The organism is Kitasatospora sp. NPDC058115 (genome assembly GCF_042884635.1).
GTDB lineage: Bacteria > Actinomycetota > Actinomycetes > Streptomycetales > Streptomycetaceae > Kitasatospora.
In genome coordinates, this window is record NZ_JBHVTL010000010.1 from 96,303 (window position 1) to 119,868 (window position 23,566).

Sequence of the window (23,566 nt, forward strand, 5' to 3'; positions counted from 1 at the left end):
GCCGGTGTTCCCCCTCATCGCAGCACCGCCTCCAGCAGGTCGGCGCCGAGCCGGGCGCTGCCGGCCAGGTCGAGCTGGTAGAGCATGTACCGCCCGCGCCGGTGGGTGGTGAGCAGTCCGGCCCTGCGCAGCACCGCCAGGTGCCGGGACACCTCGGGCGCGCTGAGCTGCCAGGCGGCGGCGAGCTCGCCGGTGGTGTGCGGGCCGCGGGCGATGGTGCGGGCGAGCCGGAGCCGCACGGGGTGGGCGAGCGCCTCCAGCCGCTGCTGGACCACGGCGAGCGAGACCGGCTCGGGCGTGCCCTCCTCGGCGACGGGGTACTGCACCACGGGCCGCCAGCCCGCGGCGGAGACCACCAGCAGGTGCGGCCGCCCGTACGCGGTCGGGACGAAGGTGACGCCGCCGGCGACGGCGCCGCTGGTGGTGTTGTCCTGGAGCTTGTCGACGACGATCCGCCGCCGCCCCTGCCCGGCGTCCTCCAGCTCGACCGAGGCCGAGACGGCGGCCAGCGCCTCGGCCGCGCCGTGCCGCACCAGCAGGTCGGTCTTGCGGCGGGCGTCGGCGGCCAGTGCGGGCAGCACCCGGCGCCAGGCGTCGGCGAAGAACGCCTCCGCGCAGTCCTCCAGCATCCGCCGCACCAGGGCCCGGACGGCGGGCGGGTCGGCGAGCAGCCGGTCGGCGAACTCGGCCTGCCGGGGCCCCCGGGCCAGGGCCAGTTCCCGGGCCCGCTCCTGCGCGACCGGGTCGGTGAGCGGTGAGGCGACGCGGTTCGCCATCCGGGAGGCGCCGCAGGCCGTCACCAGCGCGGCCCCGACGTACTGCTCGTCGTCGATCCGGTCGACGGCGTCCAGTTCCTCGCCGAGGGTGGCGCCGGGCAGGCCGGGGACGAGGAAGTCGGCGCGCGAGGAGCGCCACAGGAAGTCGGCCTCGGTGAGCCGTTCGGCGAGCGCGGGCGGCACGGCCGCCGTGGTGCTCGCCGCCCAGCCGTGCAGGCTCGGGTGGTGCGCGGGTTCCGCGAGCACGTGCAGCATCGCGCTGAGTTCGGCCAGCGGGGAGGGGGTGAACAGCAGGCGGGTGTCGGGCAGGCCGGTGATGTCGATGGTCAGGCTCACGCTCCCGATCCTGTCACCTGCGACGACGGGCCCCGTTACCGGTTGACGCTCCTCGTCAATCGACGTGCCCGCGGGCCGGGCGCGGGCGGACGGTACCGGCCATGAGCCTGATCCGGAGCCCGAAGCGGCAGCACGACGACCATCCGGCGCCCGACGGCGGCCCGGCGCCCCGCAGCGGCCCGGCCGCGCTGCTCGGCCTGCTCACCGCGGCGGGCGGCCCGCGCTACGCGGCCGCGCTGCTGGTGGACGCCCTGGGGACCGGTCTCCTGCGGCCGTTCCTGCTGCTCTACGGCATCGGCGTGCTCGCGCTGGACGCGGGGACGGCGGGCCTCGCGATGTCCGCCGGGATGGTCGCCGGCCTGCTCGTCCTCCCGCTGACCGGCCGGTGGATCGACCGGGGCGCGCGCAGCCTGCCGGCGGCGGCGACCCTGCTGGTGCGCGCGGCCGGGTCGGTGGTGCTGCTGGCCGACGGCACGGCCGGGTTCGCGGCGGCGGCCGTGCTGCTCGGCGTGGGCGGCCAGTCCTGGCCCGCCACCCACGCCGCCGTGGTCTCGACGCTCACCGAGGGCCGGACCCGGGACGCCGCGCTGGCCGCCGGGCGGACGCTGCGCAACGCCGGGCTGGGCGCGGGCGCGCTGCTGGCGACCCTCGCGGTGGCGGGCGGCACGGGGGCGCTGCGGCTGCTCGCCGCGGTGACCGGGGCGGCCTGCCTGCTCGCGGCGGTGCTGGTGCACTCGCTGCGGGTCACCGCGCCCCAGGCGCCGCCCCCGCCCGCCGGGGCCGAGCGCGCCGAGGGCCCGGCGCTGCGCCGGATCGGCCTGCTCAGCGTGGCGAACCTCCCCTACTCCTTCGCCTTCGACGTCCTGGAGGTGGCGCTGCCCGCCCTGCTGGTGCTGCACCTGCACGCCTCCCCGGCGTGGTCCTCCGGGGTGTTCGTGGGCAACACCGTGCTGGTGATCACGCTCCAGCTGGCCGTGGTGGTCCGTCTCGCCGACCGGGCCCGGCACCTCGTGCTGGCCGCCGGCGGGATCGCGCTCGCCCTGTCCTACCTGGGCTTCTGGGCCGCCGGGGCGCTCGGCGGCACGGCCGGGGCGGCCGGCGTGGCGGCGGTGTCCGTGCTGTTCACGCTCGGCGAGATCCTCTACTCCGGCTCGGGGACGGCCCTGGTGGCGGCGAGTGCCCCGCCGCACCTGCTCGGCCGGGCGCTGGCCCGCTGGGAGCTCTCCTCGGGCGTCGGGCGCGCGCTCGCCCCGGCGGCCCTGACCGCGCTGCTGGCGGTCGGCCCGCACGTGCTGTGGCCCGTCCTCGCCGTCACCACCCTGCTCGCCGCGGCCGCCGTCGCCCGCCTCCGCCCGGTCCGGGGTGCGGCCGGGCCCCGGGTCGCCGATCCTGGGCGGCGGGGCACGTGCTCGCACGCGCCCGGCCCCGTCGTGAGGAAGGACACCGCATGAGCGCCCTCGACTTCGAGGTCATCGACAGCCCGGACAGCTCGCTCGACAAGACCTCCGTGCTGGTCACCGGGCCGCAGGACGCGCTGCTGGTGGACGCCGGGTTCACCCGCTCCGACGGCCGGCGGCTCGCGGAGCGGGTGAAGGCCTCCGGAAAGCGGCTGACCACGGTGTTCGTCAGCCACGGCGACCCGGACTTCTACTTCGGCGCCCAGGAGGTGCAGGACGTCTTCCCGCAGGCCCGGTTCCTGGCCACCGCGTCGACCGTCGAGCACATCCAGGAGACCTTCGACGCCAAGCTGCGGTCCTGGGCGCACCTGGGGCCGGAGCTGCCGACCCGGCTGGTGCGCCCGGAGGTGCTGCACGGCGACGAGCTGGTCTTCGAGGGGCACCGCTTCGAACTGCGCGGCGCGGACTTCCACCTGCCGGACCGGCACTACCTGTGGCAGCACCACCACCGCACCGTGCTCGGCGGCGTCCTGCTGTTCCAGGGGCTGCACGTGTGGACGGCGGACACCCCGACGCCGGAGCAGCGGGCCGCCTGGATCGACCTGCTGGACGGCATGGCGGCGCTGGAGCCGGCCTTCGTGGTGGCCGGGCACCGGACGGCCGACGCGCCGACCGACACCTCCGCGATCGACCACACCCGGGACTACCTGCGGGCCTTCGAGACGGAGGTCGGCCGGGCGCCGGACGCGGCGGCGGCGCGCGCCGCGCTGGAGCACCGCTTCCCCGGGCTGGGCATGACACTGGCGGTCGACCTCGGGACCAAGGTCGCCAAGGGCGAGCTGAGCTGGGGCTGAGCGTGATGATCGAGGTTCCGAGGGCCCAGGCCGCGTTCGCCGAGTCGGACGCCCCGGCCGACGTGGTGCGCCGCCTGTACCTGGCGTCGGCGCGCGGTGACCTGGGGGCGCTGCGGGCGACGCTCGCCGACGACGTGGAGTGGACGGAGATGGCCGGCTTCCCGCTGGCCGGCACCTACCGCACGCCCAAGGGCGTCACCGGCGGGGTGATGGAGCGGCTGGCCGCCGACTGGGAGGGCTGGACGGTGCACGACGACCGGTACGTGGTGCAGGGGGAGGACGTGGTGGTGCTCGGCCGGTACACGGCGGTGCACAAGGCGACCCGGCGGCCGCTGGCCGTGCGGGTGGTGCACCACTTCACGGTGCGCGGCGGGCGGATCGTGCGGTTCGAGCAGTTCACCGACACCGCCCTGGTCCGGGACGCGATGACGCCCTGACCGCCGCATCACCCGTTCGGGGGAGCCGTCGCGGCGCGCCGGACGCGCTCTCGACAGCCCCGCCGGGCGGCGGCAGGCTGTCCGTGATTTCCGCCGGAGAGCGAGGAGTTCACCATGAGCACGGACAGCAGCGGCACCGACGACGGCGGGCGCGAGCGCCCCTTCGTGATCGTCGGCGCCTCCCTCGGGGGCGCGAAGGCCGCGCAGGCGCTGCGCGAGGCCGGGTACACCGGGGGCATCGTGCTGATCGGCGACGAGCACGAGCGCCCGTACGAGCGCCCGCCGCTGTCCAAGGGCTATCTCCTCGGCACGTCGGCCCGGGAGAAGATCTACGTCCACCCGCCGCAGTGGTACGCCGAGCACGACGTGACGCTGCGGCTCGGGACCCCGGTGGTCGCGATCGACCCGGCCGCGCACACCGTGACGCTGGCCGACGACGGGCGGGTGGAGTACGCGAAGCTGCTGCTGACCACCGGTTCGTCGCCGCGCCGGCTGCCGGTTCCCGGCGCGGACCAGGAGGGCGTGCACTACCTGCGCCGGGTGGAGGACAGCGAGCGGATCCGCGAGGCGTTCCGCCCGGGCGCCCGGGTGGTGGTGGTCGGCGCGGGCTGGATCGGCCTGGAGACGGCGGCCGCGGCGCGGGCGGCGGGCGCCGAGGTGACGGTGCTGGAGGTGGCCGAGCTGCCGCTGCTGCGGGTGCTGGGCCGCGAGGTGGCGCAGGTCTTCGCCGATCTGCACCGCGACCACGGGGTGGACCTGCGGTTCGGCGCCCAGGTCGCGGAGCTGACCGGCACGGACGGCCGGGTGAGCGGGGTGCGGCTGGCGGACGGCACGACGGTGCCGGCGGACGCGGTGGTGGTGGGCATCGGCATCGCCCCGGCCACCGCCCTCGCCGAGGCGGCCGGGCTGGAGGTCGACAACGGCGTCAAGACCGACCAGCACCTGCGCACCTCCGACCCCGACATCCACGCGGCGGGCGACGTCGCCAACGCCTACCACCCGCTGTTCGGCCGCCACCTGCGCGTCGAGCACTGGGCGAACGCCCTCAACCAGCCGCAGACCGCCGCCCGCGCGATGCTCGGCGAGGACGCCGTGTACGACCGCGTCCCGTACTTCTTCACCGACCAGTACGACCTGGGCATGGAGTACGTCGGCTGGGTGGAGCCGGGCGGCTACGACCGCGTGGTGTTCCGGGGCGACCCGGCCACCCGCGAGTTCATCGCCTTCTGGACCTCCGGGGGCCGCGTCCTGGCCGGCATGAACGTGAACGTCTGGGACGTCACCGACCCGATCCGCGACCTGGTGCGCTCCGGCCGCGCGGTCGACCTGAAGGCCCTCGCCGACCCGGCCGTCCCCCTCACCGACCTCTGAGCCGGGCGCCCGGGGCGTACCCCCGGCAGGCCGAACGGCCCGCTCGCGGAAGGCTGTTTCCGCGGGCGGGCCGTTCGGGTCTTCAGGTGGTCGAGCCCGGGTGGCCGTGCTCGGTGGCCGTGCTCAGGTGGCCGTGCTCAGGTGGTCGGGAGGTGTCAGGCGACGGGCGGGAAGGCCTCGGCGTCCGGCTTCAGCAGCTGACCGGGGGCGGGGGCCTTCTGGTTCACCAGGTAGTCGGTGACCAGCTTGCCCAGCTCCTTGCTGCGGCCGACGGCGCAGTGCTCGACCACGTCGACCGAGACCAGCACCGCGTTGCCCAGCTGGCGCTGCATGCGCTGGGAGAAGATGTAGTTGGTGGCCGGGTCGTAGAGGTTGCCGACGACCATCACCGGGGTGGCGGTCTTCTTGCCCCACGGGCCGGTGAAGCGCTCGGCGTCACGGGCCGGGGCCGGCCAGGTGGAGCAGGTGGGGCCGTCGAAGGCCTGGTAGCGGCCGAAGGTCGGCGACTCCTTCTCCCACTTCTTCGCCACGTTGACGAAGCTCCACGGGTCGGACGGGTACGGCTTGTCCTGGCAGTTGACGCCGTAGTAGGAGTCGTCGGCCGAGTACGGGGTCTCCGGCAGGGCCTCGCGCAGCGCGTTCGGCACGGTGGTCGCGAGCACCTTGGCGTCCTCGACGGCGGCCGGGTCGACCGTCGCCGGGGCGACCAGGCCCTGGGCGGCGGCCGGCGCCTGGATCACCGAGTAGAGCGCCTGGAGGGACTTCGCCAGCGGCGCCTGACGGCTCTGCGAGTACAGGGCGTTGGCGACCTGGCTGGTGAAGCTGGAGAGGGTGACCTGGGTGCCGTCCGGCAGGGTCACCGGGCTGGTGCGCAGGTGGTCGCGGACGGTGTCGAACTTGGTGCGGGTGTCGCCGTCGCCGAAGGCGCAGCGCGGGGCGCCGGCGGCCTGGCAGCGCTTGAGGTACTCGGCGAGGGAGACCTCGAAGCCGGTGGCGCGCTGGCGGTCGTACTCGACACCGTTGTGCATCCGCAGGTTGGGGTCGACGTTGCCGTCGACGATCAGGGTGCGGACCTTGTCCGGGTACATGCCGGCGTAGGTGGCGCCGATCAGGGTGCCGTAGGAGAAACCGGCGAAGTTGAGCTTGGCGTCGCCGACGGCGCGGCGCATCCGGTCGAGGTCGCGGACCACGTTGATGGTCGACATGTACTCGATGAGCGGGCCGGCGTTGCGCGAGCAGGCGTCGGTGTAGTCCTCGGTGGCGTCGATGGTCCGGGCTATCTCGGCCCTGGTCACCGGGACGCCGGTCATCCGGTCGTTGACGGCGGCGGCCTCCTCGTCGGTGGTGAAGCACTTGAGGGGGTTGCTGCGGGCCACGCCGCGCGGGTCGAAGCCGACCAGGTCGAAGCGGTCCTGGACGTCCTTGCCGAAGCGGGTGGTGGTGGCCCAGAGGTAGCCGCTGCCGCCCGGGCCGCCGGGGTTGAGGAACAGCGAGCCGATCCGCTTGGCCGGGTCGCTCGCCCGGCGGCGCATCATCGCGATGCCGACGGTCTCGCCGTTCGGGTGGTCGTAGTCGAGCGGCACCTGGTAGACGGCGCAGTCGTAGATCTTGGGGTCCGGCTGGGTCGGATCGGGGTTGCACGGCTTCCAGTCGACCGGTGCCACCTTGGCCTCGGCGGCCGGGCCGGGGGCCGGTGCGGCGACGGCCGCGGCGGCCGAGCCGGCGACGAGGGCGAGGGCACTGGTGACCGCCAGTGCCGCGCTGGTGATACGGGACACGAAACCTCCTCCGGTTCTGCAAACCCGGACAGCCTGTCAGGCCGCGATCAACAGGGGAAGACGTGTGCGACCGGAGATTCTTGTGAGATCGGCCCGAAGGGGCGTCAATCCCCCCTCACCGGGGCGGATTGACGGGAAACAGTGCGGCGGGTGGCTGAAGATCATCATTCACCGTATGGTCTGGCAGGCCCGCTGCGCTCCGATGGGCCCCGGCGAGCGTGCCGGTGGTGACCGGGGCCCGCCACGGGCGGTCCCGCTCGGCCCGGCGCACGGCGGGGCCCATCGCGCAGCCGGCGGCCAGGAAGAGCCCGCCGAGCAGCAGCCAGCCCGGGCCGCCGCCGTCCAGCAGCAGGGTGGTCAGCAGCAGCGGGCCGGCAGTGCGGGCCACCGCCACGCCGGTGCCGAAGAAGCCCTGGTACTGCCCGAGCCGGTCGGCCGGGGCGAGGTCGAAGGCGATCTGCCAGGACCCGGCGGACTGCTTCATCTCCCCCGCCACCTGGAGCACCGCGCCGGCCACCAGCAGCGCCCCCGTCACCCGGAGCGGGACGGCCGCGGCGGAGAGCGCGAACACCGCGCAGGAGGCGAGCAGCAGGGCCCCGGCCTGCCGGACGGTGCGGGCGGCCGAGCGCAGGCCGGTGACCGCGCGGGCGGTGCGGACCTGGAAGAGCGTCACGCCCAGGGTGTTGAGGACGAACAGCGCCGAGCCGAGCCAGCCGAGCTGCGGGGCCCGGTCGGCGATCCACAGCGGGATCACCAGGCTGAGCAGCGGCATCCGCAGCAGCAGGACGGTGTTGACCAGGGCCACGACCGCATAGCGGCGGTCCGCCAGCACCGCGAAGCCACCGCCGCGGGCCGGGCGGCCGCCCGCCGGTCCGCCGGAGGGCACCGGCGCGGGTGCCGCCGCGGACGTCGTCACGGGTACCGCCGCGGGGGTGACCGCCGGCAGCCGGAGCAGCAGCAGGCCGGTCGCCAGGAATCCCGCGGCGGTCAGCGCGAACGCGGCGAGGAAGGCCGCCCCGGTCCCGACCGTCAGCGCGACGCCGCCGAGCGCGGCCCCGACCGCCAACCCGGCGTTGAGGACGGCCTGCAGCCCGGCGAGCGCCGCCGTCCGCTCCCCCTGCGGGACGAGCCCGCCGACCAGCGCCTGCCGGGCCGCGCCCAGCCCGGACTGGGCGGTGGCGTAGAGACAGGCCGCGGCCAGGAACGGCAGGAAGGAGCGGACCGCCAGGAACGAGGCGACCACCACCGCCGTGCCGAGGGCGAGCGCCGCCGCCGTACCGCGCGGTCCGCGCCGGTCGGCGAGGTGACCGAGCGGCACCCCGGCGAGCGAGCCGACCGCCCAGGCCACCGCCAGGCCGAGGCCGAGCCGGGCGGGCGAGAGGCCGACGATCCGGGTGAAGTACAGCGCCGAGCTGGTGTAGTACGCGCCGTCACCGATCGCGCTCACCAACTGGGCGACGGCGAGGGTGCGTTGGGCCGAGGGGGCGGAGCGGGGGTGGAACGGCACGGTTCTCCCTGGGTGACGGGGTGTCGGGGAACCCCCAGTCTCGGTCGGCGGCGGACCGTTCAACAGGGCCGGTATCAGCCCGTGATCTTGGGCCACTTCGGCCTGCCGAGGCGCCCGGCACCCCGCCGGGCGCCGGCCCGCACCCCTACCCGCCCCCTTCACCGGGCGCGCGCCCCCGGACCCGCCGTCACCCGGACGGCGGTACCCCGTGCCGCGCCCGGCGCCTCCCGCCCCCTCCGTGTCCGTCCCGTCCGACAACCGGTCAACTGTCCGACGGCCTGCCGGAAAGCCGTGTTGACCGGCCAGTAGGGCCCTCCTATGCTCGTCCGCGTTCTCGTTCGCGATCGTGGACACGACCAGCAGCCACGACCGGAAGAGGTGCACGCCCGCGTGCGCCGTCCGGCACCGGGACGGGACCGTCGCGGCTCCCGCCCGGCGGGAGCCGTCACCCGGCGAGAAGGGCTCTCCCCATCAGCACCTCCACCGCGCCCCCGGGCGGCACCGGCCCGGCCGCCGAACAGCGGGCCGGCGCCACGGCCCGCCGCCGCTTCCTGACCTACCTGCTCGCCGCGCCGACCCTCACCGTCGCCGCCCGGGCCGGACTGGACGCCGCGGCCCCCGCCGTCGCCCGGGCCGCCGAGGCCGGTGAAGCGGGCGGGGCCGCCGGGAGTGAGGCCGCCGGGAGCGGGACCGCCGCCGCCTCGCCACTGCTCGGCCTGCCCGGCATCCCCGACATCCTCGACCTCGGCCAGGCCCTCCAGGTCGCCGGGCTGCCCACCGCCCACCTGCTCGTCCTGGAGATCACCGCGGCCGGCCGCGCCGTCCTCCACCTGCCCCGCCTGGAGGTCGGCCAGGGCCTCACCACCACGGTCGCCATGATGGTCGCCGAGGAGCTCGACGCCCGGCTCGCCGACGTCGACGTCCCGCTCTCCGACAGCCGCCCCGACCTGCTGTTCAATCAGCTCACCGGCGCCTCCAACTCGGTGCGCACCCTCTACGACCCGGTGCGCGCGGTGGCCGCCGCCGCCCGCGCCCGGCTGGTCACCGCGGCCGCCCTGCGCTGGTCGCTGCCGGCCGGCACCCTGCGCACCGCCGACTCCGCCGTGCTCGCCCCCGACGGCCGCCGGGCCGGGTACGGCGAACTCGCCGCCGCGGCCGCCACCGTCGCGGCACCCGCCGTCCCCGCCGTCCCGAAACCGGACGGGCAGCGCCGGGTGATCGGCCGCCCGACCGGCCGGATCGACGCCCGCGACATCGTCACCGGCCGCGCCCGGTACACCGGCGACCTGGCCGTGCCCGGCGCGGTGCCGACCGTCGTCGCCCGCCCCACCACCATCAACGGCACCCTGGCCACCCTGGACGCCTCCGCCGCCCGCGCCATGCCCGGGGTGCTCGCCGTGGTGACCGTCCCGAGCGGGGTCGCCGTGCTCGCCGAAACGTTCGACCAGGCGCTCAGGGCCCGCGACGCGCTGCGCACCAGCTGGCACCCCGGCCCGGTCGCCGCGCTCTCCGACGCCGACATCCGCCGGCAGCTGCGCGCCGCGCACGCGCCGTTCCTGGTGCCGCCGCTGCTCACCGAGTACGTGGACGGCGAGTTCGACTTCGCCTTCGTCAACCACGCGCCGATGGAGGTGTTGACGGCGATCGCCGACGTCCGCCCCCACCGCGCCGAGCTCTGGTTCGCCGCGCAGACGCCGGTCGTCGCCCAGCAGGCCGTCGCCGCCGAGCTCGGCCTGCCGCAGGACGCGGTGACCGTCCACGTGGTGCGCGGCGGCGGATCGTTCGGTCGGCGGCTGTTCTACGACGCCGCGCTGGAGGCCGCGCAGATCTCCCGCGCGGCCGGCCGCCCGGTCAAGCTGATGTGGACCCGCAACGACGACATGCGCCACGGCCGGATGCGCCCCGCCACCCACCACCGGATCCGCGCCACCTACGGGCTCGGCCAGGTGCTCAGCTACGAGCACCGCGCCGCCACCGTGCGGACCGACTTCGGCCACGGCCTCGGCGAGGCGCTCACCGCCGCCGGCTTCCGGCTCCAGGTCGCCGGGCTCTCGGTCGCCCAGGCGTTCTTCCTGCTCAGCCAGAACAACCCGTACGAGGTCGGCGTCCCCACCCAGGTGCTCTCCGAGGTCCCGCTGGCGATCCCCACCGGCAGCTGGCGCTCCGTCTACTCCGGCACCGTGCGGGTGGCCGACGAGATCATGACGGACGAGCTGGCCCGCCGCTTCGGCGAGGACCCGGTGGCCTTCCGCCGCGCCCGGCTGCGCGACACGGCCGGGCGGGCCGTCCTGGACACCGTCGCCCGGGCCGGCCGCTGGGGCCGCGCCATGCCGCCCGGCCGGGCCCAGGGCGTCGGCTACCACGCGGAGAACGGCGGCCGCACCGCCTACCTGGTCGAACTCGACGCCTCGGAGCCCACCCAGCCCCGGGTCACCAAGGCCGTGATCGCCGCCGACCTCGGCACGGTGATCAACCCGACCGGGCTGGAGGCCCAGCTGACCGGCGCGCTGATCGACGGCATCTCGGTGATCCTGCAGGCCGGCAACCACATCGACCACGGCGCCGTCCGCGAGGGCAGCTACGGAGACTTCCATTACGCGCGGCAGAAGCACAGCCCGCCGGTGGTCGAGATCCACCTGCTGCCGCCGAGCGGACCGCCCGGCGGCGCCGGCGAACTGGGCGTCCCGGCGGCCTCGGCGGCGGTCGCCAACGCCTACGCCCGGGCGACCGGCACCGCCCCGCGCTCCTTCCCGGTCAACTTCTGACCCCGCCGCACACGAACCCGCCCCACGACGAACCCGCCCCACGACGAACCCGCTCCACGACGACCCCGCCCCACGACGACCCCGAGGAAACGCGCCGCCCATGCCCAGCCACACCTTCGTCCTCAACGGCCGACCGGTCACCGTCGAGGCACCGGACGACATGCCGCTGCTCTGGGTACTGCGCGACAAGCTCGGCGTCACCGGCCCCAAGTACGGCTGCGGGGTCGGCGTCTGCCGCGCCTGCACCAGCCACCTGGACGGCGAGGAGGTCCAGCCCTGCATCGTGCCGGTCAAGGACTGCGCGGACCGCCGGGTCACCACCATCGAGGGCCTCGCCGACGGCGACACCCTGCACCCCGTGCAGGAGGCCTGGCTGGAGTGCGACGTCGCCCAGTGCGGCTTCTGCCAGCCCGGCCAGATCATGACGGCGGTCGCCCTGCTGCGCCGCACCCCGGCGCCCACCGACGCCGACATCGACCAGATCCAGAACATCTGCCGCTGCGGCAGCTACCCGCGGATCCGCGAGGCCGTCAAACGCGCCGCCGCCCGGTCCGCCGCGGGGCGTTAGGGCCGGGTTCGACGCCGGGCGTCAGGACTGGTCCCAGGCGTCGACGGTCAGCAGCGCGTCCGGCGGGCAGGCGGCGATCCGCTCGGGGTGCAGCTCGCGCGGGCAGTGGTCGGCGCCCGCGCCGGTGTCGAAGGCCGAGCCGTCGGTGAGCAGCGGCAGGACGTCACCGGCCCGGGCGGTGTAGCGCAGGGGGTAGCCGTCGAAGCGCAGCTGGTCGGCGCGGCCGGCCGCGGCCAGGCCGGCGATCCAGTCCAGGCCGCCGAGCCCGGTCTCCCACTTGGCGAGGACCTCCCCCTCGGGCTCCCCCTCGGCCGGAGCCGTGACCACGAACCACCATCCGAGCATGCGAGCCTCCCCCCGCGGTGCCCATCGCACCACGGGGGGAGGCTACGCCACAAGGCCGGTCAGGGGGTGAGGACCAGCCGGATCGGGTTGCCCTGCTTCTGCTCCAGGGCCTCGACCGCCTCGGCGGCCCGGGCCAGCGGGAAGGTGCCGCTCACCGAGCGGGAGAAGTCCAGGCGGCCGCCGCGGACCAGGTCGACCAGGTCGACGACGTCCTTGCCCTCCGAGCCGTAGTGGCCGCGGATCTGCTGGCGCAGGTAGCTGACGAGGGTGCCGTTGGTGATGGTCAGCGGCTGGTTGGTCAGGCCGACCAGCACCAGGCGGCCGTGCTCGCCGAGCGCGGCCATCGCCTGCTCGCGCACCGGGGCCACCCCGGCGAAGTCGAACGCGGCGGCCAGCGGGCGGCCGCGGGTCGCGGTGCGCAGCCGGTCGGCGAACTCCGGGTCGCCCGGGTCGAGCGCGGCGTCGGCGCCGAAGGCCAGGGCCCGCTCGCGGGCGGCGGGCAGCGGGTCGACCGCCACGATCGGGTGGGCGCCGATGCTGCGCAGCAGCTGGACGCCGTGGGCGCCGAGCCCGCCCACGCCCCAGACGCCGACGGCCTCGGCCGGGCGGACGGCGCCGGTGCCGGTGATCGCGGCCCAGGGGGTGGAGACCGCGTCCGGGATGAAGCAGGCCTGCTCGAACGGCAGCTCGTCGGGGATCGGCACCAGCGTCTCCACGGTGGCCAGCGCGTACTCGGCCCAGCCGCCGTCGTAGTCGACGCCCCGGGTGAGGACGACACCGTTCCTGCTCTCCCCGGCCTGGAGCAGCACCCGGTCGCCGACCGCGGCGGTGGTAACGCCCTCGCCCAGGGTGTGCACGGTGCCCGCGACCTCGTGGCCGAGGGTGACCTTGTCGCCGCGCAGGTGCAGCGGCTTGAGCATGCCCTCGATCAGGTGAACGTCGGAGAGGCAGACGCCGGCGGCACCGACCTTGATGAGGACCTGGCCCGGCCCCGGCGTGGGCACCGGCACCTCTTCCACGGCGAAGGCGCCCTTCGCGACGTCGAGCCGGCCGGCGAGCATCGTGGCGGTCATCCCGGTTCCCTTCCACAGGGGGTGGCGCGATCGGCGGCCGCACCATCCGAACTTACTTGTTGTTCAACAAGCAAGTTCCACCCTAGCATGGTGGTATGCCCACGCACGATGCCCCGACAGCCCCCTCCCCCGCACCGGCGGAGCACCCCGAGCCGGCGCGCCGCACCCAGGCCGAACGGCGCGCGCGGGCCGAGCGCGCGCTGCTCGCCGCCGCCGCGCGCCTGGTCGCCGAGCACGGGAGCGCCGGGGTGACCCTCGCCCGGGTCGGCGAGGAGGCCGGCTTCAGCCGCGGCCTGGCCTCGCACTACTTCGGTTCCAAGGGCGCCCTGCTGGCCCGGCTCCAGGAGGAGGCGCTCGCCGAGGCGATGGCCGCCGCCGCGCCGGAGCGCAGCGGCGCGGGCGCCGTGCAGGAGTTGTGCGCCTTCGCCCAGGCGTGCCTCGACGGCGTGCGGCACCCGACCGACCTCGGCCGGGCCTTCGTCGTGCTGGGCGCCGAGGCGCTCGCCGGCGCCTCCGAACTCACCGACGCCGTCGCGCGGCTGGACGCCCGGACGCGCGACTGGGCGGCCGAGGTGGTCCGCCAGGGCGTGGCCGACGGCGAGGTGCGGCCGGAGGTCGACCCGGACGTGGCCGCGACGGCGGTGGTCGGCCTGCTCAAGGGCCTGATCGTCCAGGCCGCCACCGCTCCCGGCGTTCTCCCCCTCGACCGCGCCACCGCCGAGGCCCAGCGCTGGATCCGCCTCGCCCTCACCGGCGCCTGATCCGCCGGCCCCCGGAACACACGACGGGCGGCGAGCGACGGGCGACGGGCGACGCTCCGTGAGACGCCCCTGGCCCCGGGGGACGCGCCCGCCTAGGGTGATCCGACGTCACGACCGTTGACCCGAGGGGTGGATGACGATGATCCGGCGCCGTTCGCTGCTGACCGCCGCGGGGTTGGGAGGCATGGCGCTCGCGCTGCCCGCCTCGGCCGCCGGGGCCGCGCCCGGGCCGGGCGGCGCCCCGGCGCCGGTCGACCTCCCGGCACCGACCGCGGGGCGCCCCGTCGGCACGGTGTCGCTGCACCTGGTCGACGAGAGCCGGCAGGACCCGTTCGCCCCCGCACCGCGGCCGCGCGAGCTGATGGTGCAGCTCTGGTACCCCGCGACGGGCGCCGCCGGGCGCCCGCGCGCGCCGTACACCACGGCGCGCGTGGCGGAGGTGATGGAGCAGGACTCCTTCCTCGACCCGGGAACCCTCGCCCGGATGCGCCCCACGGCGCGGACCGGCGCGCCGGCGCTCCCGGGCGCGCTGCCGTTGCTGCTGCTCGGCCACGGTCGCAAGGGCGGGCGCAGCAACTGCACGGCGCTGGCGGAGGACCTGGCGGCGCACGGCTACCTGGTCGCCTCGCTCGACCACACCTACGACGCGTCCGCCGTCGAGTTCCCCGACGGCCGGGTGGTGCGCAGCGTGCTGGAGGACGAGCCGGCCGACTGGGACGCCGCCGAGCAGAAGGAGGTCGCCGCCCGGGTCGCCGACCTCCGCTTCGTCGCCTCGGAGCTGACCACCGGACGCCCGGCGCTCCGGCAGCCGGGACTGCCGTCCGCCGACCCGCGGCGGATCGGCGTGTTCGGGCACTCGATGGGCGGTGCGGCCGCCGCCGAGGCCGTGCGGCAGGACCGCCGGTTCGCGGCCGGGCTCGACATGGACGGCGGTTTCTTCGGCTCGCCGGTGGCGGACGAGGGGCTGGACCGGCCGTTCCTGCTGATCACCTCGCTGGCCGACCACTACACCTGGAAGCGCTGGCGCTCCCACCAGCAGGGCTGGGGGCGGCAGTTGCGCCAGCGCGACTCCGGTCACCTCAGCTTCACCGACCGGCCGTACTCGGCCGGGCCGGGCCACGCCGCCGACCGCATGTCGCCGGAGCTCTACGCCGCGCTGTTCGGCACCATCACCCCGGCCCGTTCCACCGCGCTCGCCCGCGCCTATGTGCGCGCGCACTTCGACCGCTTCCTGCGCGGGCGCCCGTCGCCGCTGCTGAACGCGCCCTCCCCGCGCTACCCGGAGATCTCCTTCGTCTGGAGCCGCGGCTGAGCCGCCCTACCCGGCGGCCCCCGGGTCGCGGCCGAAGAAGGCGGCGAGCCGGTCGTACACCGGCGCGTCCCCGGCGGCCGCGACCTCCGGGCCGAAGGCGTGCCCGTCCTCCTCGCTCCCCCGGTACTCGGGCCGCAGCGCGCCGCGGCCCCAGGCGAGCGAGGCCTCGGCCACCTCGTGGTCCAGCCCGGCCGTCGACTGGCCGGTGGCCCGGGCGAGGTCCCAGGCGTGCACGGCGAACTCGGCGGTCTGCTGGTCCACCGGGAAGCGGGCCGGCAACGCGCGGCCGTCGGGGAGCTCGATGACGCCGTCGAGGTCCCCGGCCTCGCGCCAGGCGGCCACCAGCCGTTCGGCGCCGGCCTCGAAGCGGTGCAGCCAGTCGTCCTCGACCCGCTCGAAGGGCTCCGCCCAGTCGGGCGTGCCGCCCTCCGCCCGGACGGTGAACTGCCGCAGGTCGTGCAGCAGATGGCTGATCAGCCGGCCGACGTCCCAGGACCGGCAGGCCGTCGGGTGGCCGGCCAGTTCGGCGCCGACGCCGTCGACCAGACCGGCCGTCTGGGCGAGGGCACGGGCGAGCAGTTCGATCGGGTCCTGCGGTCCGGTCATGACCCACCTCTCCGTCGTCGGGGCCGCACCGGCCCGCGCTCGGGACCCGTGCGCCGGGGCGCGCCGTCGGCACGCGCCCGCCCACAGGGTCTGACCGGCCGATCGTAGACGGAGGCACCGACAGCCGGCCCGGAGCAACACCCCGGGCCGGCCGCCGGTGCGGCGGGTCAGACGGCGAAGCCGCCGTCCACGGCGATCTCGGCGCCGGTGATGTACCGGCCCTCCTCGCCCGCCAGGTGGGCGACGGTCGCGGCGATGTCGGCCGGACGTCCGTAGCCGCCGAGCGCGGTGAAGCCGGCCTGGAACGCGGCCGACGGGCCGTCCGCCGGGTTCATGTCGGTGTCGATCGGGCCGGGGTGGATCAGGTTGACGGTGATCCCGCGCGGGCCCAGCTCGCGGGCCAGCGCCTTGGTGAGGCCGGTCATCGCGGCCTTGCTGGTGGCGTAGAGGCTGCCGCCGGGGAACGCGGCCCGCTGGGCCATGCAGCTGCCGATGGTCACGATCCGGCCGCCTTCGGTCAGCCGGGGCACGGCGGCCTGGGCGTACAGGTACGGCGCCCGGACGTTGACCTCCAGCACCCGGTCGACGTCCGCCGGACCGGTCTCCTCGATCGGCCCGATGAAGCCCGCCCCGGCGTTGTTGACCAGGATGTCGAGCCGCCCGAACCGCTCGGCGACGGCCTCGACGGCCGCGCGCACCTCCTGCGGGTCCGCGCTGTCGGCCCGGACCGCCCAGCCGCGCCGGCCCGTCGCGGTGATCCTGGCCGCCACCGCCTCGGCCCGTTCGGCGCTGCCCAGGTAGGTCACCGCCACATCGGCGCCCTCCTCGGCGAGCCGCAGCGCCACGGCCTCTCCGATGCCCCGGCTGCCGCCGGTCACCAGGGCCACCTTGCCGTCGAGCTTCGCGAGCGTGGTCGTGGTCGTGGTCATATCGTCAGAACTCCTCAGGTCGTTCGCGGACATGAGTCGATCCTCGACCCGCGGGACCTGCGCTTCCGGCGGTATTCGGACGTCGCGTTCAATGTTCAACTACCGCCGGTCCGGCACGGCTCCGGCGGCTCCGGCCCTCCCGCGACACGCCGCACGGCCGCCCCGGGGGGCGGGGGCGGCCGTGCGGGACCCCGGGCAGGGGGTGCCGGGGAGTGCGGGCCGGCCGGAGGGGCGCTCCGGACGGCGTCAGAAGGACAGGGTCTGGCCCGGGAAGATCAGGTTCGGGTTGGTACCGATCACCTTGAGGTTCTTGGCGTGCAGCCCGGCCGGGCCGAGGCCGAACTTGGCCGCGATGCTGCTCAGCGTGTCACCGCTGCGGACGGTGTAGCTCCCGCCCGTGGCGGGCGCGGACGGCGCGGCGGGCGCGGCGGGCTTGGCGGCACCCTGCGAGGAGCCCTGGGACGGCGCCTGGGCCGGCGCCTTGCGGGCCGTCGGCTTCTGGGCCGGGGCGGCCTTGGCCGGCTGCTGCGCCTGGGGCGCCGGGGCGGGGGCGTCGGCGACGGCGGGCGCGCCGCCCCGGTTGAGGCCGGCCTTGGCCGAGCAGACCGGCCAGGCGCCCGGCCCCTGCTTGGCCAGGACCTTCTCGGCGACCGAGATCTGCTGCTCGCGGCTCGCCTGGTGGGCCTGCGGGGCGTACGCGGTGCCGCCGTACGCCCGCCAGGTGGACGGGGTGAACTGGAGTCCGCCGTAGAAGCCGTTGCCGGTGCTGATGCTCCAGTTGCCGCCGCTCTCGCACCGGGCGACGGCGTCCCAGGAGGAGGTGGGGGCGGCCGAGGCCGAGGTGGCCGTGACGAGGCCGGCCACCGGCAGCGCCGCCACGGCGGCGCCCGCCGCGACAGCCAGCCGGACCCGGTTGCGCCTGGCGGTGCCGTTGGTGCCGGAGGTGGAGCTGTCGACGGTGGTGGAAGCGGCGGTCTCGTGACGGGAATTCATGGAAGTCCTCTCGACAAGCCCCGGGCAGGCGTGCGGAACCAGGCCCCTGCCGGGGCCGGTTGTCGCTCCCTCACTCGATGGGCGGCCGGGCACGTGTCCGACGTGCCGCGCCGCCCCGGCCACCCTCCGCTCGCCGACGGCCTGTTCGAGCCGGTCGCGTCGACGGGCACCGCCCTCGCGCCGGTGGTCAGTCGGCGGGCGGTGCGTCGGGGGTGAACCCGGGTGGTGCTCGTTGCACCGCCAATGAAGCTAAGGGCGGCCGCCGGGCCGCATCAAGCAATTCTTGGACGCCGCAGGTCAGTTGACTGTTACCGGCGGTATTGATCATGTAATCGACCGGGAAACGACCGGCTTTGACCGTATTTCCCGGCCCAAACGGTCGATTTCCGTGCCGTCACTCACACCCGACCGGCCGTCATGCCGGCCCCGTCGTCGACAAATCGCTACGGTCACCTGACGCGCCGTCACCGCGCCGATCGGAGTTCCCGATTCCACCCGCCGTCGATGTGGTGTTCACCACCTCCACTACGCAGCGTGAGCAGTAAATCGCTCAGCGCATGGCACACGACCCGTCCGGGTACGGACCGAACGGGGCCCCCGGACCGCCTCAGCCGGCGCCGTCCAGCCCCGCGTCCCGGGCCAGCAGCGCCGCCTGCACCCGGTTGTCGCACTCCAGCTTGGCCAGGATCCGGCTGACGTAGGTCTTCACCGTCGCCTCGCTCATGTGGATCCGGGCCCCGGCGTCCGCGTTGGACAGACCCTCCCCGAGCAGCGCCAGGACCTCCAGCTCCCGTTCGGTCAGCACCTCCAGCCGCTGCCGGGCCCGCGCCCCGCGGGCCGCGGCCGGCCCGGCCTGCCCGCCCGCCAGCGAGTCCACGATGTGCCGGGTCGCGGCCGGCGACAGGAAGGCGTGCCCGGTGGCCGCCGCCCGGACGGCCTGGATCAGCTCGGCCGGCGCGGTGTCCTTCAACAGGAAGCCCGCGCCCCCGTCGCTCACGGCGCGCAACACGTTCTCGCGCTCTCCGAAGGTGGTGAGGATCAGCGCCCGCGCGCCGGGGGCGGCCCTCGGCAGCTCGGCGAGCGCCGTCAGTCCGTCCATCACCGGCATCTGGATGTCCAGCAGGACGACGTCCGCCCGGTGCGCCCTGGCCAGGTCCAGCGCCTGCCGGCCGTCGGCGGCCTCCGCCACCACGTCGATGTCGTCGGCGGAGGACAGGATCATCCTGATCCCGGCCCGGATGAGCGGCTCGTCGTCGGCGACGAGGACTCGGATCACGGCTGGTCATCCCCTTGCACTGGTCCTGACGGCGCGCCACCGGAGCGGCCGGCGACGCCGGGGACCATCCTCACACCCGCCCCGGTCACTGCTTCACCCGGTAGTGCTGCTTGTCGGCCAGCACGCCGTCCTTGAAGCAGAACCGGACGGCGCTCTCCTCGTCCCAGCTGTCCCCCGTGCCGTCGGAGAGGAAGTAGTGGCAGACCGACCCCTCCGGCGGGGTCGGGCCGGTGCCCCGCAGGTTGTCGGTGAAGAAGGAGCTGCCGGGCGGCAGCCGCCGCTTCACCTCCTCCTCCGGGGTGCCGACCTCGATCTGCTCGTAGACCGACCGCTCCACCGTGGAGTCCTGGGCGGAGCGGACGAACCCGACGACGCCCCAGACGATCAGTCCCAGGACGACCAGCAGCACCGCGACGCCGCCCACCGCGCAGCCGATCGCCGGGCTGCGCCGCTTCGCCGGAGCGGCCCCGGCCGGCGGCACGCCGTCCAGCGCCCAGGCGGGCGCCCCCTCCGCGCTCCACGCGCCGTCCGCGCCGGTGTCCGCCTCCGCGCTCCCGGGGCCGGCCGGACCCTCCGCGCCCTCGTAGGGCAGCACGGCCGCCAGCCGGAACCCGGCCCCCGCCGTCGCACCGGCGTGCACCATGCCGCCGACCAGCCGGGCCCGCTCGCGCAGACCGGTCAGCCCCTGGCCGCCGCTGACCGCCGGCCCCGCGCCGCCGGGGCGCACCCCCACCGGCTCGGGCGCCGCCGGGTTCACCACCTCCACCACCAGCGCGTCCGGCTCGTAGCGCAGGGCGACCGTGATCGGCGCGCCGGGGGCGTGCTTGTGCGCGTTGGTGAGCGCCTCCTGGACGACCCGGTACGCCGCGTGACCGGCGGACGCGGTCAGCGCACGGCGCTCGCCGTCCCGGACCAGCTCGACCACCGTGCCCGCCGCCCGGGAGGAGGCGACCAGCCCCTCGATCCCGTCCACCCCGCCCGTCCCGGCACCCCCGGCGCCGGCCGCGGCCGCCGGCGAACCGGCCCCCGCCGGCACGGCGCCCGGCGCGGACGGCGCCGCCGTCGACTCGTCGTGCAGCACCCCCACCACCTCGCGCAGCTCGCGCATCGCCGCGACCGCCGCCAGCCGCAGCACCCCGACCGCCTCCCGCTGCCGGTCGGTGAGGGTCCGGTCCACCTCCAGCGCCCCGGTGTGCACCGAGATCAGGGCCAGCTGGTGGCCCAGGCTGTCGTGCATGTCCTGGGCGATCCGGTGCCGCTCGCGCAGCCGCGCCTGGTGCGCGACCATCGTGCGCTCGCGCAGCAGCTGCGCGTTGCGCTCGCGCAGCGCGTCCAGCAGCTCCCGGCGCTGCGCGCGGTAGCGGCCCCAGAGCGCGGGCAGCACCGCGAACAGCAGGTAGCCGCCCAGCGAGAACCCGACGATGGCCTTGACCGGCAGCTCACCGGCGTCCTTGGTCACGCCCAGCACCGTCATCAGCAGCCAGCCGACGGCGAAGGAACCGACCAGCACCCCCACCCGGCGCACCCGGGCCCCGGCCGACCAGCCGGCACAGACCATCAGCGGCAGCGGCCCGCCGCCGAACCCGCTGGCCGCCGCGGTCAGCACCAGCACCGACGCGGGCAGCCCGCGGCGCAGCAGGAAGAGGACGGCGACCGCCGCGCCCATCTCCGGCGCCAGGCCGGAGCGGCTGGCCACCTCGATCAGCGCGGCGAGCCCGCCGAGCAGCAGCGCGCCCGCCGCCTCGCGGACCACGGTCCCGGACCGCCAGGGCCCGGGCAGCGCCGTCCGTACCGCCTTCGACCAGGCTCTTGCTATGACGTCCACGCGTCGAGGCTAACGAAGCGGCCGCGCCGGCCACCGCCGCCGTTCGTCGCGACCGGGTCCGACGAAAGTCGCTGCGCGGCGGCCCGCGAGGGTCCCGCGGCCGCAGTCACCGGCGGGCGCTCACCGGTAGGCGGTGAGCATCAACGCGATGTCGTCCACCCGGTGCGTCGAGCCCAGCTCGTGCAGCACCCGCTCGGCCAGCCCGTCCGGCCCGTCCGCCGCCGGCCAGCCGGCGGCCGGGCCCGCCAGCGCGGCGCACAGCCGCTCCACCCCCTCGTCGATCGCCGCCGACGGGTCCTCGACCAGCCCGTCCGTGTACAGCGCGAGCACCGAGCCGGGCTCCAGCGTCAGCGGGCTGACCGGGTACGAGGCCGCCGCGTCCACGCCGAGCAGCGGCCCGCCGGGCACCTCCAGCGCCTCCGCCCGCCCGTCCGGGTGGCGCAGCACCGGCGGCACGTGGCCGGCCCGGACGACCAGGGCGGTGCCCGCCCCGGGGGTGAGCCGCACCAGGCAGCAGCTGGCCAGCAGCCCGGGGTCGAGGTCGAGCAGCAGCTGGTTGGTGCGGGCCAGCACCTCGTCCGGCGGGTGGCCGCCGGTGGCGAAGGCGCGCACCGCGCTGCGCAGCTGGCCCATGGTGGCGGCCGCGCCGACGCTGTGGCCCTCGACGTCGCCGATGACCAGGCAGAGGTCGCTGCCGGTGACGATGGCGTCGTACCAGTCGCCGCCGATCTCCATGCCCTGGGTGCCCGGCAGGTAGCGGGCCGCGATCCGGACCTGCTCCACCCGCGGCAGGCGGTGCGGGAGCAGCGCCTGCTGGAGGCCGCGGGCCAGGGTGAACTCGGCGTCGTACAGCCGGGCCCGCTCCAGCGCCTGGGCGATGAAGCCGGCCAGCGCGGTGAGCAGGGCGCGTTCCTCCAGGGTGAAGACCCGGGGCCGGTCGAAGCCCAGGATGCAGCTGCCGACCGGGTGGCCGGAGGCGATCAGCGGCAGGAACGCCCACGCCCCCATGTCGTCCAGGGTGAGTCCGGGATAGGCGGCGGCCAGTTCGTCGACGGATTCGAAGAAGATCGGGGTGCCGCTGCTGATCGTCTCCGCCCCGGGCACCCGGGCACCGGCCGGGATGCCCTCGAAGCGGTCCAGGAAGCCGTCGGGGTAGCCGCTCTCCGAGACCAGGTGCAGCCGCTGGTCCCGCACCGCGTAGATGGCGAGCTCCTGCCCGCCGAGCGCCGGGAGGATCTCGTCGGCCACCGCCCGGAACACCTCGCGGGCGGTGACCGCCTCGCTCAGCGCGCTGGCCAGCTGGAGCAGGTGGTACATCGCGCCGAGGCCGGTCCAGGCGCCGGGCGGGGCGGGTTCGGCGGGCGGGGCGGCGGCGTCCGGCGGCGCTTCGGCGGCGACCACCCGGCCGGTGACGCCGTGCGCGTCGGGGTAGAGGGAGAACGCCAGCCAGCTGTCCGGCGGGCGCAGGGCGAGGAAGGCGGTGGGCTGCTGGGAGAGCAGCGCGGCCCGGTAGCGGTTCTCGTACACCGGGTCGGAGAGCCAGGGCAGCACCTGCCAGGGGTGGTGGCCGAGCAGGTCCTCGCGGCGGGCCCGGAGCAGCAGCTCGACGCTGTGGTTGGCGTAGGTGATCCGGCCGTCCGGGTCGAGCGAGAAGACGCCGTCGCGCAGCCGTTCCACGGCGGCGGCCGCGGCGGTGCCGGTCCGGGTGTCGAGGACGGCGCCGACCAGCCGGCCCCAGGTGTCCGGGCGGTCGTGCGGCACCCGGGCCCAGAGTTCCACGGGATAGGGGTGGCCGTCGCGGTCCAGTACCCGCAGCCGGGCGGCGAGCACCCGGTCGCCGTCGAGGGCGGTGCGCACCGCGGCCCGGAACTCGGGCAGGTCGCCGGGGGCGATCCGGGCGGAGAGGGTGTCGGCGCGGCCGTCGAAGTCGCCGGGGGCGAGACCGAAGATCTCGCAGAACTGGTCGTCGGCGGTGACCACGCCGGCCAGCACGTCCCAGTCGAACAGGCCCACCCGGGTGGTCGGCGCGGACGGCGGGGTGAGCTCCACGACCGTGGTGTCGCCGTTGGGCTCCACCGGGTGGCCGTCCGCCGCCAGCCCGGCCAGGCCGGCGGCCAGCCGGTCGGCCACCGCGCGCAGGTGGCGGCGCGCGCCCTCGGGCACGCCGTCGCCGGAGGCCGGCCACAGCACGCCCAGCACCCCGTAGGTCTCCTCGCCCGCCCGGACCGGGACCCAGGCGGAGGCGAAGTCGTACGGCAGGCCGAGGGCGAACTGCGGGAAGCGCCGCATGGTGTCCTCGGTGTCGGCGAGCAGCACCGTGCGGCCGGTGCGGTAGCCGACCGCGACCGGCAGCGGCCCGGCGGCGGCGATCCGCCGGAACGGGCCGAGGACCGACAGCGGCACGCCCGCGACGGCGCACAGCACCAGTGAGCGGCGGTCGCGGGAGCGCAGGTGGAGGGTGGCGCCGTGGGCGTCCGTGCCGCCGAGCACCGTGCGCACGGCGGAGGTCACCAGGGTGTCCCGGTCACGGACCAGCTGCTCCTCCGGGGACGGCGCGGCGTGCTCGTGCGGGCGGTGCGGGCCGGGTCGCACCGCCCGGGCACCGCCGCCGCTCGGTCGCGGACCGGGCGGGTCCGCGGGCACACCCTCGCGCATCC

The 23,566-nt window shown here is 76.0% G+C and carries 19 protein-coding genes; 8 read left to right on the forward strand and 11 right to left on the reverse strand.

Translation table 11 applies throughout. The features are described 5' to 3' along the window. Window positions 1-14: 14 nt before the first annotated feature. Window positions 15-1,112 carry a DUF5937 family protein gene (locus tag ACFVVL_RS13150; RefSeq protein ID WP_387674227.1) on the reverse strand — a complete coding sequence of 366 codons (1,098 nt, stop codon included), beginning with the start codon at window positions 1,110-1,112 and terminating at the stop codon, window positions 15-17. A 101-nt stretch (window positions 1,113-1,213) separates the two neighbouring features. On the opposite strand from ACFVVL_RS13150, the gene ACFVVL_RS13155 reads away from it, so the two are divergent. From ACFVVL_RS13155 to ACFVVL_RS13170, 4 genes are all read left to right on the forward strand, one after another. Then, window positions 1,214-2,563, forward strand: a complete 1,350-nt coding sequence (locus tag ACFVVL_RS13155) for an MFS transporter (RefSeq protein WP_387674230.1) — start codon at window positions 1,214-1,216, stop codon at window positions 2,561-2,563. After that, window positions 2,560-3,363: an MBL fold metallo-hydrolase gene (locus ACFVVL_RS13160; protein WP_380293779.1), complete on the forward strand. Its 804-nt coding sequence runs from the start codon at window positions 2,560-2,562 to the stop codon at window positions 3,361-3,363. Before ACFVVL_RS13155 ends, ACFVVL_RS13160 begins: the two co-directional genes overlap by 4 nt. A gap of 5 nt (window positions 3,364-3,368) precedes the next feature. Next, window positions 3,369-3,800, forward strand: coding sequence for a nuclear transport factor 2 family protein (locus ACFVVL_RS13165; protein ID WP_387674516.1), 432 nt, complete (start codon window positions 3,369-3,371; stop codon window positions 3,798-3,800). Between the two features lie 114 nt (window positions 3,801-3,914). Continuing rightward, window positions 3,915-5,171: an NAD(P)/FAD-dependent oxidoreductase gene (locus ACFVVL_RS13170; protein WP_387674234.1), complete on the forward strand. Its 1,257-nt coding sequence runs from the start codon at window positions 3,915-3,917 to the stop codon at window positions 5,169-5,171. Between the two features lie 155 nt (window positions 5,172-5,326). Here the strand turns inward: ACFVVL_RS13170 and ACFVVL_RS13175 are convergent, their stop codons facing one another. Continuing rightward, window positions 5,327-6,949, reverse strand: coding sequence for an alpha/beta hydrolase (locus tag ACFVVL_RS13175; RefSeq protein WP_387674237.1), 1,623 nt, complete (start codon window positions 6,947-6,949; stop codon window positions 5,327-5,329). A gap of 115 nt (window positions 6,950-7,064) precedes the next feature. Then, the gene (locus ACFVVL_RS13180) at window positions 7,065-8,456 is read right to left on the reverse strand and encodes an MFS transporter (protein ID WP_387674240.1); all 1,392 of its coding nucleotides are present in this window, start codon (window positions 8,454-8,456) and stop codon (window positions 7,065-7,067) included. A gap of 602 nt (window positions 8,457-9,058) precedes the next feature. On the opposite strand from ACFVVL_RS13180, the gene ACFVVL_RS13185 reads away from it, so the two are divergent. Together ACFVVL_RS13185 and ACFVVL_RS13190 are read left to right on the forward strand one after the other, a co-directional pair. Further along, window positions 9,059-11,221 carry a molybdopterin cofactor-binding domain-containing protein gene (locus ACFVVL_RS13185; RefSeq protein ID WP_387674519.1) on the forward strand — a complete coding sequence of 721 codons (2,163 nt, stop codon included), beginning with the start codon at window positions 9,059-9,061 and terminating at the stop codon, window positions 11,219-11,221. 100 nt (window positions 11,222-11,321) lie between these two features. Next, the gene (locus ACFVVL_RS13190; protein ID WP_380294476.1) at window positions 11,322-11,789 is read left to right on the forward strand and encodes a (2Fe-2S)-binding protein; all 468 of its coding nucleotides are present in this window, start codon (window positions 11,322-11,324) and stop codon (window positions 11,787-11,789) included. Between the two features lie 21 nt (window positions 11,790-11,810). On the opposite strand, the gene ACFVVL_RS13195 is transcribed toward ACFVVL_RS13190, so the two are convergent. Then, window positions 11,811-12,134: a hypothetical protein gene (locus ACFVVL_RS13195; RefSeq protein WP_387674244.1), complete on the reverse strand. Its 324-nt coding sequence runs from the start codon at window positions 12,132-12,134 to the stop codon at window positions 11,811-11,813. Window positions 12,135-12,193: 59 nt separating this feature from the next. Next, window positions 12,194-13,207, reverse strand: a complete 1,014-nt coding sequence (locus ACFVVL_RS13200; protein WP_380294474.1) for a zinc-binding dehydrogenase — start codon at window positions 13,205-13,207, stop codon at window positions 12,194-12,196. Window positions 13,208-13,302: 95 nt separating this feature from the next. On the opposite strand from ACFVVL_RS13200, the gene ACFVVL_RS13205 reads away from it, so the two are divergent. Together ACFVVL_RS13205 and ACFVVL_RS13210 are read left to right on the forward strand one after the other, a co-directional pair. Beyond that, window positions 13,303-13,968, forward strand: coding sequence for a TetR/AcrR family transcriptional regulator (locus ACFVVL_RS13205; RefSeq protein WP_387674247.1), 666 nt, complete (start codon window positions 13,303-13,305; stop codon window positions 13,966-13,968). Between the two features lie 133 nt (window positions 13,969-14,101). Continuing rightward, window positions 14,102-15,280 (forward strand): alpha/beta hydrolase, encoded by a 1,179-nt coding sequence (locus ACFVVL_RS13210; protein ID WP_387674250.1) that lies wholly within the window; start codon window positions 14,102-14,104, stop codon window positions 15,278-15,280. 6 nt (window positions 15,281-15,286) lie between these two features. Here the strand turns inward: ACFVVL_RS13210 and ACFVVL_RS13215 are convergent, their stop codons facing one another. From ACFVVL_RS13215 to ACFVVL_RS13240, 6 genes are all read right to left on the reverse strand, one after another. Continuing rightward, window positions 15,287-15,886 carry a TIGR03086 family metal-binding protein gene (locus tag ACFVVL_RS13215; RefSeq protein ID WP_387674252.1) on the reverse strand — a complete coding sequence of 200 codons (600 nt, stop codon included), beginning with the start codon at window positions 15,884-15,886 and terminating at the stop codon, window positions 15,287-15,289. A 167-nt stretch (window positions 15,887-16,053) separates the two neighbouring features. Beyond that, a complete protein-coding gene (locus ACFVVL_RS13220; protein ID WP_387674255.1) occupies window positions 16,054-16,815 on the reverse strand; it encodes an SDR family NAD(P)-dependent oxidoreductase in 762 nt (253 codons plus the stop codon). Between the two features lie 246 nt (window positions 16,816-17,061). Beyond that, window positions 17,062-17,808: a transglycosylase family protein gene (locus tag ACFVVL_RS13225; protein ID WP_387674258.1), complete on the reverse strand. Its 747-nt coding sequence runs from the start codon at window positions 17,806-17,808 to the stop codon at window positions 17,062-17,064. 607 nt (window positions 17,809-18,415) lie between these two features. Further along, complete coding sequence (locus ACFVVL_RS13230; RefSeq protein WP_380294468.1) at window positions 18,416-19,084, reverse strand: response regulator; 669 nt, start codon at window positions 19,082-19,084, stop codon at window positions 18,416-18,418. 85 nt (window positions 19,085-19,169) lie between these two features. After that, window positions 19,170-20,909 (reverse strand): sensor histidine kinase, encoded by a 1,740-nt coding sequence (locus ACFVVL_RS13235; protein ID WP_387674261.1) that lies wholly within the window; start codon window positions 20,907-20,909, stop codon window positions 19,170-19,172. 120 nt (window positions 20,910-21,029) lie between these two features. Further along, window positions 21,030-23,564 (reverse strand): SpoIIE family protein phosphatase, encoded by a 2,535-nt coding sequence (locus ACFVVL_RS13240; RefSeq protein ID WP_387674264.1) that lies wholly within the window; start codon window positions 23,562-23,564, stop codon window positions 21,030-21,032. Window positions 23,565-23,566 lie beyond the last annotated feature (2 nt).

Coding starts and splice junctions, on each gene's coding strand:
- ACFVVL_RS13195 (WP_387674244.1), bottom strand. CDS start 12,134: ATGCTCGGATGGTGGTTCGTGGTCACGGCTCCGGCCGAGGGGGAGCCC.
- ACFVVL_RS13210 (WP_387674250.1), top strand. CDS start 14,102: ATGACGATGATCCGGCGCCGTTCGCTGCTGACCGCCGCGGGGTTGGGA.
- ACFVVL_RS13240 (WP_387674264.1), bottom strand. CDS start 23,564: ATGCGCGAGGGTGTGCCCGCGGACCCGCCCGGTCCGCGACCGAGCGGC.
- ACFVVL_RS13225 (WP_387674258.1), bottom strand. CDS start 17,808: ATGAATTCCCGTCACGAGACCGCCGCTTCCACCACCGTCGACAGCTCC.
- ACFVVL_RS13155 (WP_387674230.1), top strand. CDS start 1,214: ATGAGCCTGATCCGGAGCCCGAAGCGGCAGCACGACGACCATCCGGCG.
- ACFVVL_RS13170 (WP_387674234.1), top strand. CDS start 3,915: ATGAGCACGGACAGCAGCGGCACCGACGACGGCGGGCGCGAGCGCCCC.
- ACFVVL_RS13190 (WP_380294476.1), top strand. CDS start 11,322: ATGCCCAGCCACACCTTCGTCCTCAACGGCCGACCGGTCACCGTCGAG.
- ACFVVL_RS13200 (WP_380294474.1), bottom strand. CDS start 13,207: ATGACCGCCACGATGCTCGCCGGCCGGCTCGACGTCGCGAAGGGCGCC.
- ACFVVL_RS13160 (WP_380293779.1), top strand. CDS start 2,560: ATGAGCGCCCTCGACTTCGAGGTCATCGACAGCCCGGACAGCTCGCTC.
- ACFVVL_RS13215 (WP_387674252.1), bottom strand. CDS start 15,886: ATGACCGGACCGCAGGACCCGATCGAACTGCTCGCCCGTGCCCTCGCC.
- ACFVVL_RS13220 (WP_387674255.1), bottom strand. CDS start 16,815: ATGACCACGACCACGACCACGCTCGCGAAGCTCGACGGCAAGGTGGCC.
- ACFVVL_RS13205 (WP_387674247.1), top strand. CDS start 13,303: ATGCCCACGCACGATGCCCCGACAGCCCCCTCCCCCGCACCGGCGGAG.
- ACFVVL_RS13165 (WP_387674516.1), top strand. CDS start 3,369: ATGATCGAGGTTCCGAGGGCCCAGGCCGCGTTCGCCGAGTCGGACGCC.